The organism is Streptomyces pacificus (genome assembly GCF_011766325.1).
Lineage (GTDB): Bacteria > Actinomycetota > Actinomycetes > Streptomycetales > Streptomycetaceae > Streptomyces > Streptomyces pacificus.
The window spans coordinates 42,746-57,042 of sequence record NZ_BLLG01000005.1; the positions used below are offsets into that span (position 1 = coordinate 42,746).

A 14,297-nucleotide genomic window follows, 5' to 3' on the forward strand; every position below is an offset into this window, starting at 1 on the left:
GGCGCGACCGGCATCAGCCGGTCCCCGCAGCGCAGGGTCAGCGGCACTCCCTCGTCCGCGTCCACTTCGCCCTCGCCGACTGCGGTCCGTGCCCACTGAGGGCCCGCGAACGCCGGGGCTTTCTGCAAGGGTCCCGGTAAGCGGGCAGGCACTCGCCGCACACCGCTCAGCCGGAGGTGAGCCCTCCGAGCAGCAGCCCGAGCAGCGCGCCCGAGACCATGAACGGCCCGAACGGGATGGCCGTACGGCGCCCCGCCCCGCGGAGGAGGACGAGCCCGAGCCCGTACACCGCGCCGAGCAGGAACCCCGCGAAGGCCCCCACGAAGAGGACCTGCCAGCCGTACCAGCCGAGCGCCACGCCGAGCGACAGGGCCAGCTTCACATCGCCGAAGCCCATGCCGTTCGGATTGACGAGGAAGAGCACGAGGTACCCGGCACCCAGCACGGGCCCGCCGAGCAGCGCCGTCGTCCATGACCCGCCGGCGCCGGGGAGCACTGCCGCGCCGCCCAGCAGTACGGCCGCCGCGGCGGCGAGCGGCAGAGTCAGCTGGTCCGGAAGCCGGTGGACGTTGCGGTCGACCAGGGCGAGCAGGACGGCGAAGGGCACGAGCAGCAGCCATACCGCCAGTTCCGGCCTGGGCCCGACGGCCGCGGCGAGTGCCGCACAGGAGACCGCGGTGGCCGCAGGTACGAGCGACGAGCAGCGGTAGGCGGCGGCACAGCGGACATCGGCGTCCTCGGGCCGGTCCACACCGCACGGCCCCGCCACAGCACCCGACACGTCCGCAACCGCCGACCCGGCCGCACCATCCGGCACCTCAGCCCCGGCTCGACCACCCGGCACGTCCGCACCGCACGGCCCCGCCACACCGCGCGGCCCCGCCACAGCACCCGACACGTCCGCAACCGCGGACCCGGCCGCACCATCCCTCGCCCGCGAGTCGGACCCTTCCCGCGAGTCGGACCCTGCCGCCCCGGCGGACGCGACCGCGGGCCGCGCGGGCACGGCAGGCACGCAGCGCGGGCAGCGCGCGGGCCCCAGCCAGCCGCGCGCGGGACCGGTGAGAGGATGCCCGGCAGGACACGCGCTCCGCCACGCCGCCCCCGGCTCGACGGACATCCGATAGGCGGGGCGCGGCACGAGCACCCCCACCGCGGTCCCCCACACGGCGGCGGCGATCAGCGTCACGTACGCGTACTCCACGGTCCGACCCTAGGGTCGGGGAGACGGAGGGTCATGGGCCCACGGGCCCACTCCCGGCAGTCCGGATCCGCTCTCGGCACCCCGGGCCCGCTCTCGGCAGCCCTGGGCCCGGCCCGGCAGTTCGGGACCCATCCCGGCCCGACTCCCGCTACGGTCCTGCCCCATGGGCGCATGGCAGGACGGCAATGGCACGCTGACGGTCCCCGGCCGGGCTGATCCGGTCGATCTCCTGATCGCCGCGTCGTATGGTGCGCGCTACCGCGGTCTCCTCGGCCGAGACGGCCTGCACGGCGCGCTCATGCTGACACCCTGCGCGAGCGTGCACACCTTCCGGATGCGCTTCGCCATCGACGTGGCCTATCTCGACAAGGAGTTGCGCGTCCTGGATGTCCGCACGATGCGCCCCGGCCGACTCGGGATACCGAGACCTCGCAGCCGCCATGTCCTGGAGGCGGAGGCGGGCGCGATGGCGCGATGGGGCGTACGACCGGGGATCCGGCTCACGATCGGGGCGGGGCGGCGCCCGGCAGCCTGACCGGTCGGGCCGTCAGACCGGCAGACCCTCACACCGGCAGACCGGCAGACCGGCAGACCCTCACACCGGCAGACCGGCAGACCGGCAGACCCTCAGTCGCAGGGAACAGCAGGCGGCCGGACCGTCGGAGCACCGGACCGTCGGACGGCCGGTGGGGCGGACAGCCGCACGGGCGGAGGCACGGACCAGCGGAGGCGCGGACCAGCGGAGGCACGGACCAGCGGAGGGGCTGAGGGGCGGACCATCTTCACGGCGCTCCACGAGATGGCCTCCCCGCCGTGGTCCGCCGTGGTCCGCTGCGTCCGGCACCCCGTATATCAGGGCGGCCCCGTACCCAGCAGGGTGAACGCCCCGTACACCCCCGACGCGAGCGCGAGCAGCACCACCGTCACCACGATGACGACGCTCCGGCGGGCGGGCCGCGCGAGGGCGGCGGCAGCGGGCAGCAGCAGCGGGAACGCGGGCATCATCAGCCGAGGACGGGAGCCGAAATACGCGGCCCCGACCAGCGAAACGACGACGATCCCGGCCGTGTACACCAGCAGCGGCAGCGGCAGGCCCTGCTTCACGCAGAGCCACAGCACCCAGAGCAGCAACCCGAGTGCGGCGATCAGCCCGACTCCGGCGAGCGGGTCGGGCCCCGTCAGATGCCCGACGACGAAACGGGCGAGGGCGACCCCGCCGTCGATCTCGTTGCCCCAGGCGGCCTGGACCTCGAAGTACGCCGTGGGGCTGCCCCGGCGCACCGCGACGAAGGCGGCATACCCCAGCCAGCCGAGCGGCGCGACGACCGCGCCGACGACCGCGCCGACGGCCGTCCGCCGCGTCAGGTCCCTCCGGAGCAGCCGCACGAGGACGGTCACACCGAGGGCGGCGACGAGCGCGACAGCCGAGGGCCGGGTGAGCCCGGCCAGCGCGCAGAGCGTCCCCGCGGCGATCCAGCGGTCGTTCAGCACGGCGTACAGCGACCAGGCGGCCAGCGCGGTGAACAGCGTCTCGGTGTACGCCATCGACTGCACGAAAGCGGTCGGGCAGACACCCCACAGCACGGCGAGCAGCACCCCCGTCCGTTGACCGGCCACATGGGCACCGACGGCGTGGATGCCCCAGGCGGCGGCGAGCGCAGCGAGCCAGCCGATCGCCAGTCCCGCCGTGGCGGCGCCGACCGGCAGCATCTCGGAGACCGCCCGCTCCAACGCGGGCAGCAGAGGGAAGAAGGCCAGATCCGAGTGGACGCTGCCATCGGGCAGCATCACCTCGTACCCGTAGCCGTACTCGGCGATCCGGACATACCAGACGGAGTCCCAGCGCCCGTTGAGCCGGTGCAGGGCGTCCTCCCCCTGCACCGCGGCGGCCGCCAGGAGGATCGCCGTTCCCAGCGCCCGGACCGCCGCGTACCCCAGGAGCGCGGGAGCAGCACGGGCGATCCCGGACGGAGGGGGCGCAGTGCGGGGGCGGTCGCTCCGTCGCGCCGATACGGACTGGTCGGACATGCGCCCGATTATCGCCGCGGGTCGGGAGCGGCCGTCCTCCGGCCAACCTGACCGCCGTCAGATCTCCTGCTGCGGCCAGTCGAGCAGTCTGGCCCCGATGACCGCCGTCTGAAGGGTGTATCGGTGCACCGGATCGCCCGGGTCGGCGCCGGTGAGCCGGTGGATCCGGTCGAGCCGGTACGTCAGGGCCCGCACGCTGAGGTTGAGCCGCCGGGCCGCCTCGGCCGCCACGCAACCCGTGTCGAAATAGGCCTCGAGGGTGTCCAGCAGCGGCCGGGCTCCCCCGCGGGCCTGCCTGAGCGGGCCGAGGGCGCTGAGTACGAGGTCGGCCATGGCCTGCCGGTCGCGCGTCAGCACCGGGTACACCAGCAGGTCCGATGCCTGCAGCACCGGATCGTCAAGTCCCATCCGATCGGCCAGGTCCAGGGCGTTCAGCGCCTCCTCATAGGAGTGGACCACCCCGCCCGCACCCGGGTGGGCGCGCCCCACAGCCACTCGGCCGCCGTCCGTGGCCCCGTACGCCTGCTTGGCGAAGTAGCGGAGGACGTCGGACTGGTCACCCGGCGCGATACAGATCAGCCGGCCGTCCTTGGTGGTGAGGAGGATGTGGCGGTCCCCGAAGCGGGCGACGAGCGCGGCGCCGAGCCGGCGGGTGAGAGGATGGCCGTCGTCATACGACTCCGGGCCCCGGGCAACAGCCACCGCATGGGCGTGGGAGAGCAGCAGCCCGAAGCGTACGGCCCGCTCGGCGAGCCTGCCGAGGTCGCTGCGCCCGTACAGCAGATCGTCGACGAACTCCCGGCGGGCCGCCTCCTCCTGGCGCACCGCGAGGCGCTGCGCCCGCTCATGGCCCTCGGCGAAGGCGTCCACGGCCTGCTCTGTCGCGGCGAGAAGGTGGTCGGCCGCCGCCGCCTTCAGTCCGGGCCGTATCGCGCGCGCGGCGGCCAGGTGTGCCCGAACCATGGTGCGCAGTCCGACACCCGCCTCCGCGGCGCGCTCCCCCTGGGTGCGGAGTGAGGCGAGTTCGTCGCGCGTGAGCCTCCGGCTGGTGGCACAGGCACCGGCCAGCACCTCGGCGTACCCCTCCAGATACGACTCGGTATCAAGCACCGTCACGTCTCGCTCCCCCGTTCCTTCCCCCGGCACGCCGACGACGTCACGACGCCGGGGCAACGGAGGTGGCCCCCTGCCGGCGACCGGCGTCAGGCATCAAGGATACGTAGAGATTGCCGGTGGTCGGCAATGCGAACAGGACCGCAGGCCTGAAAGGATCTGGTTGCACGGGGGAGGGCGAGGAAGACCGAGAGACCGTCTGCCGGAAACGGGAAACAGGAAACAAGGAACGGGGGAACGGGGGTCCCGGGTTTCGGTGGAACCCTGCTGCCGACGGCAACCGACGGGTTCCGTGGCATGCCGGGCTCGGTCCTTCTCGCCCGCGCGGGCTGACACGCCTTCGTCTCCGAAGTGCGCACGTCCGCCCGATGCAGGGGGGTACCGGGGCGGACGCCGAAGGGCGTCCGCCACCGGACTTCGGGACACGGCCGAAAAGCCCTGCCCGCGTCCGGACATGGGCTCAGCCCTGTGAGGCGCTCTCCCCGCCACGCGGGAACGAGACCTCCACCCGGCGGTTCTTCTTACGGCCGTCCTCGGTGCCGTTGTCGGCGATCGGGTAGTCCTCGCCATAGCCGCGGATCTCGTAACTGATGCCAGAGCCGCCGAGCTGCTGCGACAGGACCTTGTGCACGGCGTCCGCCCGCTCCTTGGACAGCACATCACCATGCGCGGCCGAACCCAGGTTGTCGGTGAAGCCGAAGACACGGACCCTCTTGGCACCCTGGTTGCGGATCTCCGCCGCGATATCGGCGATACGGGCGTTGGCGGCACCGGAGAGCTTGGCGCTGTCCTTGCCGAAGAGCACCTCTGCCTGGAGTGCGAACTTGAGGTGGGAGCTGGTCTCCTCACGGCGCTCCTCGCCGCCCTCGGACTCGACGACGGAAACGATGTCGAGTACCCGGGCGGACGCGAGGGTCGCACCGTCGCGGAGTTTGAGCCCCGGCGAGTCGCCGTCGATCTCGGGCGGCGGCGAGGTCGACTCCGTACCCGGAGGCGTGCCCGGTGAAGGGGTCTCGTCCGCCCGGGCACCACTGGCGGCCGCGAACTGCATACTGACGACCAGCGCGACCGCGGCGATGGCCGAGGTCGCGCCCCTTCGCGTGCGGGGCTTGGGGGCGGGCATCAGGAGATCTCAATCGTGGCGGTGGGCATTGCCGGAACTTGAATATCGACCTTCGTTGTCGAGTCAGGCGGTGACGGGAACTGAGCGAAGAAATCCACGGTGGCGCCCGCGTCAACATTGAAGATTCCTGTGGTCGTCAACGGGTAGCCCTCTGTGTCTCGAAGAACGTAGTAGCGCTTCTTTCCTACTCGGTCGACCAGCGTGATGCCGCCCAAAGAACGGCCCGTGCGCCGCACCTGACTTTCCTGGCCGTTCCACTCGATCGGTGCAACCGCCCGCTTGCCGCTAGTGTTCCTAATGGAGCCAGTAACGGTCAGAAAACCCCCGTCCTCACGGGCGGCGGTATGGACGACGAGTTGAAAGCCGTTGGCACCATTGATCGTGGCCAGTGTCTTACTGTTGTCCGGAACGGTGTTGGCGCTTTCGTTCTCTGAGTTGGCGCTCTCCGTGGTGGCGGGTGCCGAGTTGCTGTCCTCGCCCTTCGCCGACACTCCGTCGCCCCCGCCGCAGGCGGTGAGCGAGAGGGGCAGCACTGTCGCCAGGAGGGCGGCAGCGAAAGCCTTCCGCGTGGTCACTCTGTGTCGATGACTCATGCGTGTCATTCCTTCTGCGTTCGTTCGCGGTCAGTTCTCGGCCAGCCGGATGTCGAAGAGGTCCGGCCCCTCCGGCGGAGGGCCTTCGCCCACCAGCCAGGGCTCCGTCCCCTCGCACGCCAGCGTCCCCAGCGGCTCGGGGAGAGGCGTGTAGCGGCATCGGGATGTGAGTGCGGCCGTGGCGTCGGCCGTGGCCTTCTTCGTCGCGGTGCCCGGCAGGACGGTGTCCCCCACCGGTCTTCTTGTCTCGACCTCGACCGTGAAGGCCCAACCGCCGTTGTCGTCTGCGCTGCAGCCACCCGGTGTCACGACGGTGTCGTTCCGCTCGGCCATGGGGTAGGCCGCCTCACAGCCTCGGAAGCTCCCGAACTCCGCCAGATTGAAGACCGCTGTCAGAAAGGGCGGGTTGGGATTGTCCGGCAGCTCCAGCTCGAACTGGTCGCGGGACAACTTGGCTGCCGCGAGCGCGGCTGCGTCGGCGCCCGTCTGTGCGGCGTTGCGTGTGGCGCCGGCCTGGCCGACCGCGAAGAACGCGAGCGCGAGAAAGAGCAGGCTCGCTACCACCACGACATAGGCGGGAGCGACCTGCCCTTTCTCGCGTGAGACTCGAAGTATCAACCGCCAAGAATCTCGTTGACCGTGTCCGAGAGCCCGCCTGCGATCGTCTCCGCCACGCCCGAGCCCACCAGCGCCGCGATGATCAGCGCCACCAGCACGATCACCCCCACGTACTCCACGGCCCCCTGGCCTCGGTCGCCGCGGTGCCGGATCGCCTCGGCTGTCGTCCTCGCCCAGTTGCCCAGATGGACACGGGCGTTGATCGCGGCCCTGATGGTGGTGTTCGACATGGTGTTCCCCTCCTGGTCCGGCCGGCCGCTCGCCGACCGACTCGTACGGGTCCTCGGTGCCGCTCGTGGCTCCGGCTTCCTCCCGGCCGGCCTCATCGGCGGCACGCGAAGGGTACGGGCGGAGAACACCTCTTGGCATGGGCCCCTGGGCCCAACCGGGGTCCCGTTCCACGGGTGGCGTGTCGAGGGGCCCCGCGTTACCGGTCGGGTCGGTCATGACTCGCCGCCCTCCCTTCGGGCCAGTCGGTACCAGATGGCGATGGCCTCGCCCCGGCTCGCGGCGTTGAGCTTGGCGAAGATGCGGTTGATGTGGTTCTTGACGGTCTTCTGGCTGATGAAGCAGGTGGCAGCGATCTGCTGATTCGTCATACCCGATGCGATCAGCTCCATCACTTCCGCCTCCCGCCGGCTCAGCTCCGTCGGCAGTCCCCCGGGACCTGCCCCCGGGACGGTCGCCCAGGAGACCATCCCTGGAGAAGAATGTGCCACATTCGCTTGCGAAAGCGAAGAGTCGAGGGTGAACTGCTGGACCGTGGCGCCCCAGTCAACTAAGCCGCTCTGCTGTTCTGCTGATGATGCGCCGGTGGGCGAGGGGGTGCCACAGTGTGCGGTTGCAGACGCTTCCGGGTGGGGCTGCCCGGGCCCTTCGCCCACGTCCGCACTCCGACCGTCCGGCAGTGGTGACGGCGGCCGTCCCGGCGGGCCGGTGGTGGCGCACACCGCCGCGAGCAGGGCACCGGAGGCCGAGGGGGTGAAGGAGGCCCGGCCCTTCCTGACGTCACGGACGGCAGCGACGAGTTGGTCCACGGTGAACTCGCCGTGGACCAGATAGCCGCCCGCGCCACGGCGCAGCGCCTCGTGGACGACCGCGCTCTCGCGGCTGTACGTCGTCATCAGCACCGGCGCGAGACGCACCAGATACGGAAGGGCGGAGATGCCGTCGACCCCGGGCATCCGCACATCGAGCAGGACGACGTCCGGCCGGAGGCGGACGGCCGCCTCGTACGCCTGGCGTCCGTCGGCTACCTGAGCGACGACATGGATGCCCTGGCGGCCCTGGAGCAGCACCGCCAGGCCCGCTCGTACCACCGGGTTGTCGTCGGCGACGACGATCCGGAGCGTGCTCCCGGACGCCGCGGGAGCGGGCAGGCCGGGGCGGTCATCGGGCGTCGCGTCCGCCGGTTCTCGGGGAGCGGGGAAGGCAGACGGCCCTGAGGAAGGGCCGGAGGCGAACGGTGCGGTACGCGAGGGCGTACGCCGCGATCCGTCGGGGTGGTCGGTGAGTTGCCTTCCCGTCGTTCGGGAGATGCCGTCCGGCATGGTTGCGGCCTCCTCTCCGAGTGGATTCGGAGTCGGTTCGGGGTCGGTTCGGGGTCGGTTCGGAGTCGATACGTGAGGGGTCCTGGTGAATCCTGATGGACGTAGCCCGCGTGCGCACAGTGCGCACGGATGGATGCGGGTGGGCGGGTAGACGGGTGGCGGAGAGGTCGGTACGGAGCGGTACTCCGCTGGACTCAGGCTGGGTTCGGATGGTGACGGCGGGCCCGGGAGGTCCGGAGCGGGAACCTGCGGACGTCATCCGGTCAGGGAACGGACGGTACCCGTCCAGGACCGCGCGGTCCGTTGAGGAGCGGGGTCGCCCGCGGCCGCCCCGGCGGCGCGTTCGGCGGGTCCGAGCGGATGGCCGTCAGCGGCAGCTCGAGCCGTACCTCCGTCCCCCGCGGATGGCACCCCCGCCCGACACGGATGCGGGACCCGATGGACGCGGCGCGCTCCACCATGCCGACGAGGCCGAAGTGACCACCTCGGCGGAGGCCGTCGAGTGTGGTGCCCAGGGGCAGTCCCCTGCCGTCGTCGTAGACGCTGATGCGGAGCACGTCGCCGACGACGCCCGCCGAGACGTCGAGGTATGTGGGCTGCCCGTGGCGGTGGGCGTTCTCCATGGCCTCGGACGCGATGGTGAGCAGTTGGCGCGCGATGGCCTGGGGCACCGTGGGCACCGGCCTCGGGCCCAGTCGGTGGAAGCAGGCCCGCACATCGAGGCGGTGCGCGAAGTCCGCTGTGCGTGAGGCAAGTTCGGAGAGCACGTCGACCCCGCCGTCGACCCCGCCGTCGACCCCGCCGTCGACCCCGCCGTCGAGGCCGGACCGGCAGCGGAGATCGGACAGCAGCTCCCGGGACTCGGCGGCGGCCCGGCGTGCCGATCGGGCGACGAGCTCCGCCTGGTACGTGACGGCCAGCGGATCCAGCCGGTCCGCGGAGCCGGCCAGGCCCTCCGCCGCCAGTGCGAGCCCGTGCAGCGTCTTGGCCAGTGAGTCGTGCATCTCCCGGGCGAGACGGGCGCGTTCCTTCTCCACTGCCTCGTTGACGGCGAGCCGGGCACGGGCCTCGGTGAGGGCCTGGGCTGCGGCGCCGAAGCCGAGCATGAGGTTGCGCAGGGTGCTGCCGCCCGCGCCCGCGATCACACACAGCCCGGGCAGCAGCAGGTCTCCGAGTCCGGCGTTCACGTCCGGGTTGACCGCGAACGCGCCGCCGATGATGAGCGACTGGAGTACGGCGAAGACCGCCGCCCCGCGCCAGCCGTAGACCAGTCCGGCCAGCAGCGGCGTGCAGAGGGTGACATAGGCGAGGATCGACTCGGGCGAGGCGGTGGCCAGGAGCAGCGCGCCGAAGAGCGAGTCCGCCGCGAGAAGAGCGGGGTGCCGGAGCAGGAACGGCCCGAAGCGCTCCCAGTCCCGCAGCGGGATATAGGAGACCATGAAGGTGACGATCACGGCGGAGCCGACGAGCCAGGTGCCCGGTCCCGGCCGGGTGTTGCCCAGCGCGAACGGCGTGGCCAGTGCGATCACGGCCAGCCGGAAGCCGAAGACCTGCCGGCAGAGCGCCTGGAGGGCGTTGACCTGGATGGGCAGCGGCGGCACGGGCTCAGGACCGGCGGCAGCGGCGGTCCGCGAGGAATCCCCTTCGTCTGCGCCCGGGTTCTCCGTGTCGGCACCCGCGGTCTCCGTGTCGGCACCCGGCATCACCGCGTCCGCACCCGGCATCACCGCGTCCGCGCCGCCGCGGAGTCCACCACCGGCTGTGTGACCGGCCTCGCCACCGGCCTGGTCGCCGGGTCCGCTGCCGCCGCTTCCACGGGCGGGGGGCCTCGGGCCCATGTGGGTCACCTCCTGTTCCAGTCGCTCGCGCCGGCATGGTGCCGACCCTCTGCGCGGTCCCGCTCCGGCGCGAAACAGGCCGCCGGGGCGGTCGCGCTCCGTCGTGGTCGTGTCGCCGGTACGGTCGCGCCGGAGCGGTAACGGCGGGCCGGTCAGCCCCCGCTCAGGATGTCGGCGAAATCGACCCCGGAGCCGTAGTAGAAGCTCATCACGATCAGGATCATGGTCGCGGGGAGCATGACCATCGTGACCACGAGCGTCGTCTTGGGAATGGCCTTGGACGCGGAGCGCCTGGCGTTCTGCGCGTCCGTCCGCCGCATGTCCGTCGCGATCTGGATGAGCGTGTCGATGATCGGCGCGCCGAGTTCCTCCCCCTGCTGGAGGGCGGTCACGAACATCGACACCTGCTCGGAGGAGTTCCGCTTGCGCAGCTGCTCGAACGCCTCACGGCGACTGACACCCATGTCCATCTGGCGCAGGGTGATGCGGAGTTCGTCGGCCCAGGGGCCCTGGTACCGCTCGGCGACGCGCTCCAGCGCCTGCCGGAAGTTGAGCCCCGCGGAGACGACGACGGCGAGCACGTCGAGGAAGTCGGGCAGGGTGCGTTCGATGTCGTTGCGGCGGCGGCGGATGGCTATGCGCAGAAGGACATCGGTCCAGGCGAGCCCGTACGCCAGCGCGAGCAGTCCGACGATCGCCTGCCCGCGGAGGAGGAGGGAGAAGGCGGCGACCACGCCGAGCATTCCGTAGACGGCGCGGCGGGCGGCGTAGCGGTCGACGGTCATGCCGCCGGGATTGCCCGCCATGTCGAGCCTGTGACGCAGGTCGTCGACGCGCTTGGGTCCCATCATGGACAGCACGGCCGGTGCGAAGCGCATGCCGATGCGGTCGATACCGGAGCCGACCGCGCTGGTGCGGGTCGCACCGACCTCGAGTGCCACCGCGAGGTCGCCCGGCAGCTTGGCGTCGGCCCGGTACATCCGGATGCCGTGGAAGGCCCCGTACACCGCCAGTCCGAGAACGGCAGCCAGTAGAAGTCCCATGAGATGTCCCCTGTTTCCCTGATCACCTGATCCCGGTTCCCGCGATCCCGGTTGCCGTGATCGCGGTCGCTCGGATCCCGGTCGCTCCGATCGCGTCTCCCCTGGTCAGAGTCGCTCCGATCGCGGTTCCCCTGATCGCCGTCGCTCTGACCCCGGCTTCTCCGATCCCGGTCGCTCTGACCCCGGCTTCTCCCATCCCGGCTTCTCCGATCCCGGCGCCTGCCCCGGGTCCCGAGTGCCCGGATTCCCGTGCGCCTCGGCGGCCGCCCTCCTGGTTCTCTCTCACACCCGGATCCGTGACATCCGGCGGATGAGGAAGAAGCCGACGGCGTACATGCCGAAGGCGACGACGACCGCGAACTGGCCGGCTACCGAGGCGGTCATCGTGTCCAGGGCACCCGGGCTCATGGCGTTGATCATCAGCAGGAAGCTGAGACCGAGGAGCGGAACGGCGAGCGCGGTCACCTTCACCTGCGAGAGCAGGGTCGTGACCTCTCGCCGGGTCTCCTTGCGCTCCTCCAGTGTCTCGGTCAGGTTGCGCAGCGAGCTGACGACCTCGCCGCCCGCCCGATTGGAGAGGACGAGTGTCGTGACGAGGACGACCAGTTCGCGAGAGGGCAGGCGCTCGGCCAGCGCGCCCAGCGCGTCGTCCAGGCTGTGGCCCAGGGTGAGCTGGTCGGCGACGCGCATGAGTTCCTCTCCGGCCGGGTTGTCGAGTTCCTCGGCGGCCATGGCGAGCGCGGTGCGCATGGCGAGTCCTGCCTGGGTGGCGTTGGCCAGGACGCGGGTGAGCTCGGGGAGCTGGTTGATGAACGCCTCGGTCCGCTTCGCCCGCTGCCAGTCGAGATAGGCGTCGCCGCCCCACAGGCCGATGACGGCCGCCAGGATGCCGAAGAACGGTGCGAAGACGGCCCCGACGCTGAAGTAGACGGCGAGCAGCGCGCCGATCACGTACACGACGTACTCACCGGGGGTGAGGTCCAGCCCGGTCGTGGCTATCTTGCGCTCGATCCGTCTGCCGAGGGCGGTACCGCGCAGCCGACGGTCGACTCCTCGGAAGCGGCGTCGCCGGCCCGCGGGGAGGGCGGCCTGCCCGGTCTGGGACATCCGGTCGACAAGCGCCTGCCGCTGGGCCTTGCCCGAGGCGTAGGCATGCACCCCGATGACGCCGAGCAGTCCTGCGAGCAGGGTGACGCCGATGGTCAGGAGGGTGAGATCGGCCACGGGCTCAACCTTCCGTAGCGGTCGTGGACGGTACGCGTGTCGTCGCGACGGCAGTCCGTCGCGGCACGCGCCGGGCGGGTTTCGCGGTCTGCGGGACGCGGCGGAGCCGCGCCGGGGCTCCCGGGTGGACCCGCCCGGGAGCCCCGGCGCGGGACCCGGCCCCGGCCCAGGCCCTGGGCCCGGCCCGACGCAACCGCGCCGACCGGCCCGGGACCCGGTGGAGCCCCCTGGGACGTCGAAGCCGCTCGGGGCCGGCACTGCGCCGAAGTCCGGCACGGCACCCCGGGCCGTGACGACATCCCGTACGGCACCGAGGCCCTGTACGACACCCGCCTCGAACCCGGCCGCCCCCGGAGGCCGGGGGGCACATCGGGCTCATGCCACGGCCCTGCGGAGCATGAGCTGGTCCTCCGATTCGGCCACGCCGTAGGCGGGCGGGATCGGCTCGTTCTTCAGATACAGCCGTTCGGCGACCCGTCGCGGCAGCGGAAGGTACTCGAAGGCGCCGTGGACCTGCCCGTCGGCGGACATCGGCCGGGCGTCGAACCGGCACACCGTGACGATGCGGTAGTCCTCCCGGCCGTGCGAGTCCAGGACGGCGATCTCGGTGATCCTGCGCGATCCGTCGGCGTGCCGGGTGAGCTGGACGATCACGTCGACGGCGCTGTTGATCTGGTCCCTGATCGCCACGAACGGGATCTCCACCTCGGACATCGAGGCCAGGGTCTGCAGGCGCATCAGCGCGTCCTCGGCGCTGTTGGCGTGGACGGTGGCGAGGGAGCCGTCGTGACCGGTCGACATCGCCTGGAGCATATCGAGGGTCTCGCCGCCACGGACCTCGCCGACGATGATGCGGTCGGGGCGCATGCGCAGCGAGTTGCGGACCAGATCGCGAATGGTGATGCGGCCCTTGCCCTCGACGTTCGGTGGTCGGCTCTCCAGGGTGATCACATGGTTCTGCTGGAGCTGCAGTTCGGCGGAGTCCTCGATGGTGACGATCCGCTCCCCGTCGGGGACGAGCCCCGACAGGGCGTTGAGCAGGGTGGTCTTGCCCGTGCCCGTGGCGCCGGAGACGATCACGTTGAACTTCGCCCGGACGAGGCCGGAGAGCAGCATCGTCATCTGCTCGTCGAGGGAGCCGAGTTCGATCATCTCGCGGAGCGAGAAGGCGCGCGGAAAGCGCCGGATGGTCAGGACGGGGCCGCTGAGCGAGAGCGGCGGGATGATCACGTTGACGCGTTCGCCACTGGGCAGCCGGGCGTCCACCATCGGGTTCGCCTCGTCGACGCGGCGGTTGACGGTCGAGACGATCCGCTCGATGGTCTGCATCAGCTGCTCGGTCGAGCTGAACCGCATGGGCAGCAGTTCCAGCCGGCCGCGGCGCTCGACGAAGACCTGCTCGGGCCCGTTCACCATGATCTCGCTGATGGAGGCGTCTTCGAGCAACGGCTCCAGGATCCCGAGGCCCAGGGCCTCGTCCACGACCCGGCGGATGAGCTGCGAACGCTCGACCGAGGAGAGCACCGGTCCCTCGCGGCTGATGATGTGGCCGAGCACCCGCTCCAGCCGCGCCCGCCGCTCGGCGGCCTGCAGCGTGGACATCTCCGCGAGGTCGATCTCCTCCAGGAGCTTGGCGCGGTACGTCCCGACGAGCCGGGCGTCCGAACCGTGGCCGGGGCTCGGGTCGGGACTGCTCATACGCGCCCGGAGGCTCATGTGCTCGACTCCTTCACGAGGTCGACCGGACCCGGCGGGTCCGGAAGGCGGCGGCCGGGTTCAGCAGCCGGTGATCAGCGGACGGCAACAGCGGACGGGAACAGCGGACGGGGTGCGGCAGGTGTGTTCGGCGAACGGGGTGCGGCGGGCGGCGGCAGCCGTCGCGGTTCGGCGGGCGGCGGCGGGGGCGGCAGCGGGCGCGCGGGGGGCGGCGGGGGGGGGCAGCGGGCGCGCGGGGGCCAGCGGG

At 71.6% G+C, this 14,297-nt stretch carries 13 protein-coding genes; 1 reads left to right on the forward strand and 12 read right to left on the reverse strand.

What is annotated here, in order from left to right:
* Nucleotides 1-166 precede the first annotated feature (166 nt).
* On the reverse strand, nt 167-1,120 hold the full coding sequence (locus tag SCWH03_RS09975) for a prepilin peptidase (protein ID WP_443098659.1): 954 nt from the start codon (nt 1,118-1,120) through the stop codon (nt 167-169).
* 247 nt (nt 1,121-1,367) lie between these two features.
* Here SCWH03_RS09975 and SCWH03_RS09980 point away from each other — a divergent pair, with 247 nt between their 5' ends.
* Nucleotides 1,368-1,739, forward strand: a complete 372-nt coding sequence (locus SCWH03_RS09980) for a DUF192 domain-containing protein (RefSeq protein WP_173263827.1) — start codon at nt 1,368-1,370, stop codon at nt 1,737-1,739.
* Nucleotides 1,740-2,056: 317 nt separating this feature from the next.
* Here the strand turns inward: SCWH03_RS09980 and SCWH03_RS09985 are convergent, their stop codons facing one another.
* The 11 genes from SCWH03_RS09985 to SCWH03_RS10035 form a co-directional block, all read right to left on the reverse strand.
* Nucleotides 2,057-3,232: a mannosyltransferase family protein gene (locus SCWH03_RS09985; protein WP_173263828.1), complete on the reverse strand. Its 1,176-nt coding sequence runs from the start codon at nt 3,230-3,232 to the stop codon at nt 2,057-2,059.
* A 57-nt stretch (nt 3,233-3,289) separates the two neighbouring features.
* On the reverse strand, nt 3,290-4,348 hold the full coding sequence (locus SCWH03_RS09990) for a PucR family transcriptional regulator (RefSeq protein WP_173263829.1): 1,059 nt from the start codon (nt 4,346-4,348) through the stop codon (nt 3,290-3,292).
* A 457-nt stretch (nt 4,349-4,805) separates the two neighbouring features.
* A complete protein-coding gene (locus SCWH03_RS09995; protein WP_173263830.1) occupies nt 4,806-5,468 on the reverse strand; it encodes an OmpA family protein in 663 nt (220 codons plus the stop codon).
* Nucleotides 5,468-6,043 carry a hypothetical protein gene (locus SCWH03_RS10000; RefSeq protein WP_254076664.1) on the reverse strand — a complete coding sequence of 192 codons (576 nt, stop codon included), beginning with the start codon at nt 6,041-6,043 and terminating at the stop codon, nt 5,468-5,470. The genes SCWH03_RS09995 and SCWH03_RS10000 overlap by 1 nt, the downstream gene beginning before the upstream one ends.
* A 48-nt stretch (nt 6,044-6,091) precedes the next feature.
* A complete protein-coding gene (locus SCWH03_RS10005) occupies nt 6,092-6,679 on the reverse strand; it encodes a pilus assembly protein TadG-related protein (protein WP_254076665.1) in 588 nt (195 codons plus the stop codon).
* The gene (locus SCWH03_RS10010; RefSeq protein ID WP_173263832.1) at nt 6,676-6,909 is read right to left on the reverse strand and encodes a hypothetical protein; all 234 of its coding nucleotides are present in this window, start codon (nt 6,907-6,909) and stop codon (nt 6,676-6,678) included. Before SCWH03_RS10010 ends, SCWH03_RS10005 begins: the two co-directional genes overlap by 4 nt.
* Before the next feature lie 213 nt (nt 6,910-7,122).
* Nucleotides 7,123-8,229, reverse strand: a complete 1,107-nt coding sequence (locus SCWH03_RS10015) for a response regulator transcription factor (protein WP_173263833.1) — start codon at nt 8,227-8,229, stop codon at nt 7,123-7,125.
* 263 nt (nt 8,230-8,492) lie between these two features.
* The gene (locus SCWH03_RS10020) at nt 8,493-9,932 is read right to left on the reverse strand and encodes a sensor histidine kinase (protein WP_173264155.1); all 1,440 of its coding nucleotides are present in this window, start codon (nt 9,930-9,932) and stop codon (nt 8,493-8,495) included.
* Between the two features lie 287 nt (nt 9,933-10,219).
* On the reverse strand, nt 10,220-11,110 hold the full coding sequence (locus tag SCWH03_RS10025) for a DUF5936 domain-containing protein (RefSeq protein ID WP_173263834.1): 891 nt from the start codon (nt 11,108-11,110) through the stop codon (nt 10,220-10,222).
* A 282-nt stretch (nt 11,111-11,392) separates the two neighbouring features.
* Complete coding sequence (locus tag SCWH03_RS10030; RefSeq protein ID WP_173263835.1) at nt 11,393-12,334, reverse strand: type II secretion system F family protein; 942 nt, start codon at nt 12,332-12,334, stop codon at nt 11,393-11,395.
* A 375-nt stretch (nt 12,335-12,709) separates the two neighbouring features.
* Complete coding sequence (locus SCWH03_RS10035; RefSeq protein WP_173263836.1) at nt 12,710-14,050, reverse strand: TadA family conjugal transfer-associated ATPase; 1,341 nt, start codon at nt 14,048-14,050, stop codon at nt 12,710-12,712.
* Nucleotides 14,051-14,297: the final 247 nt, after the last annotated feature.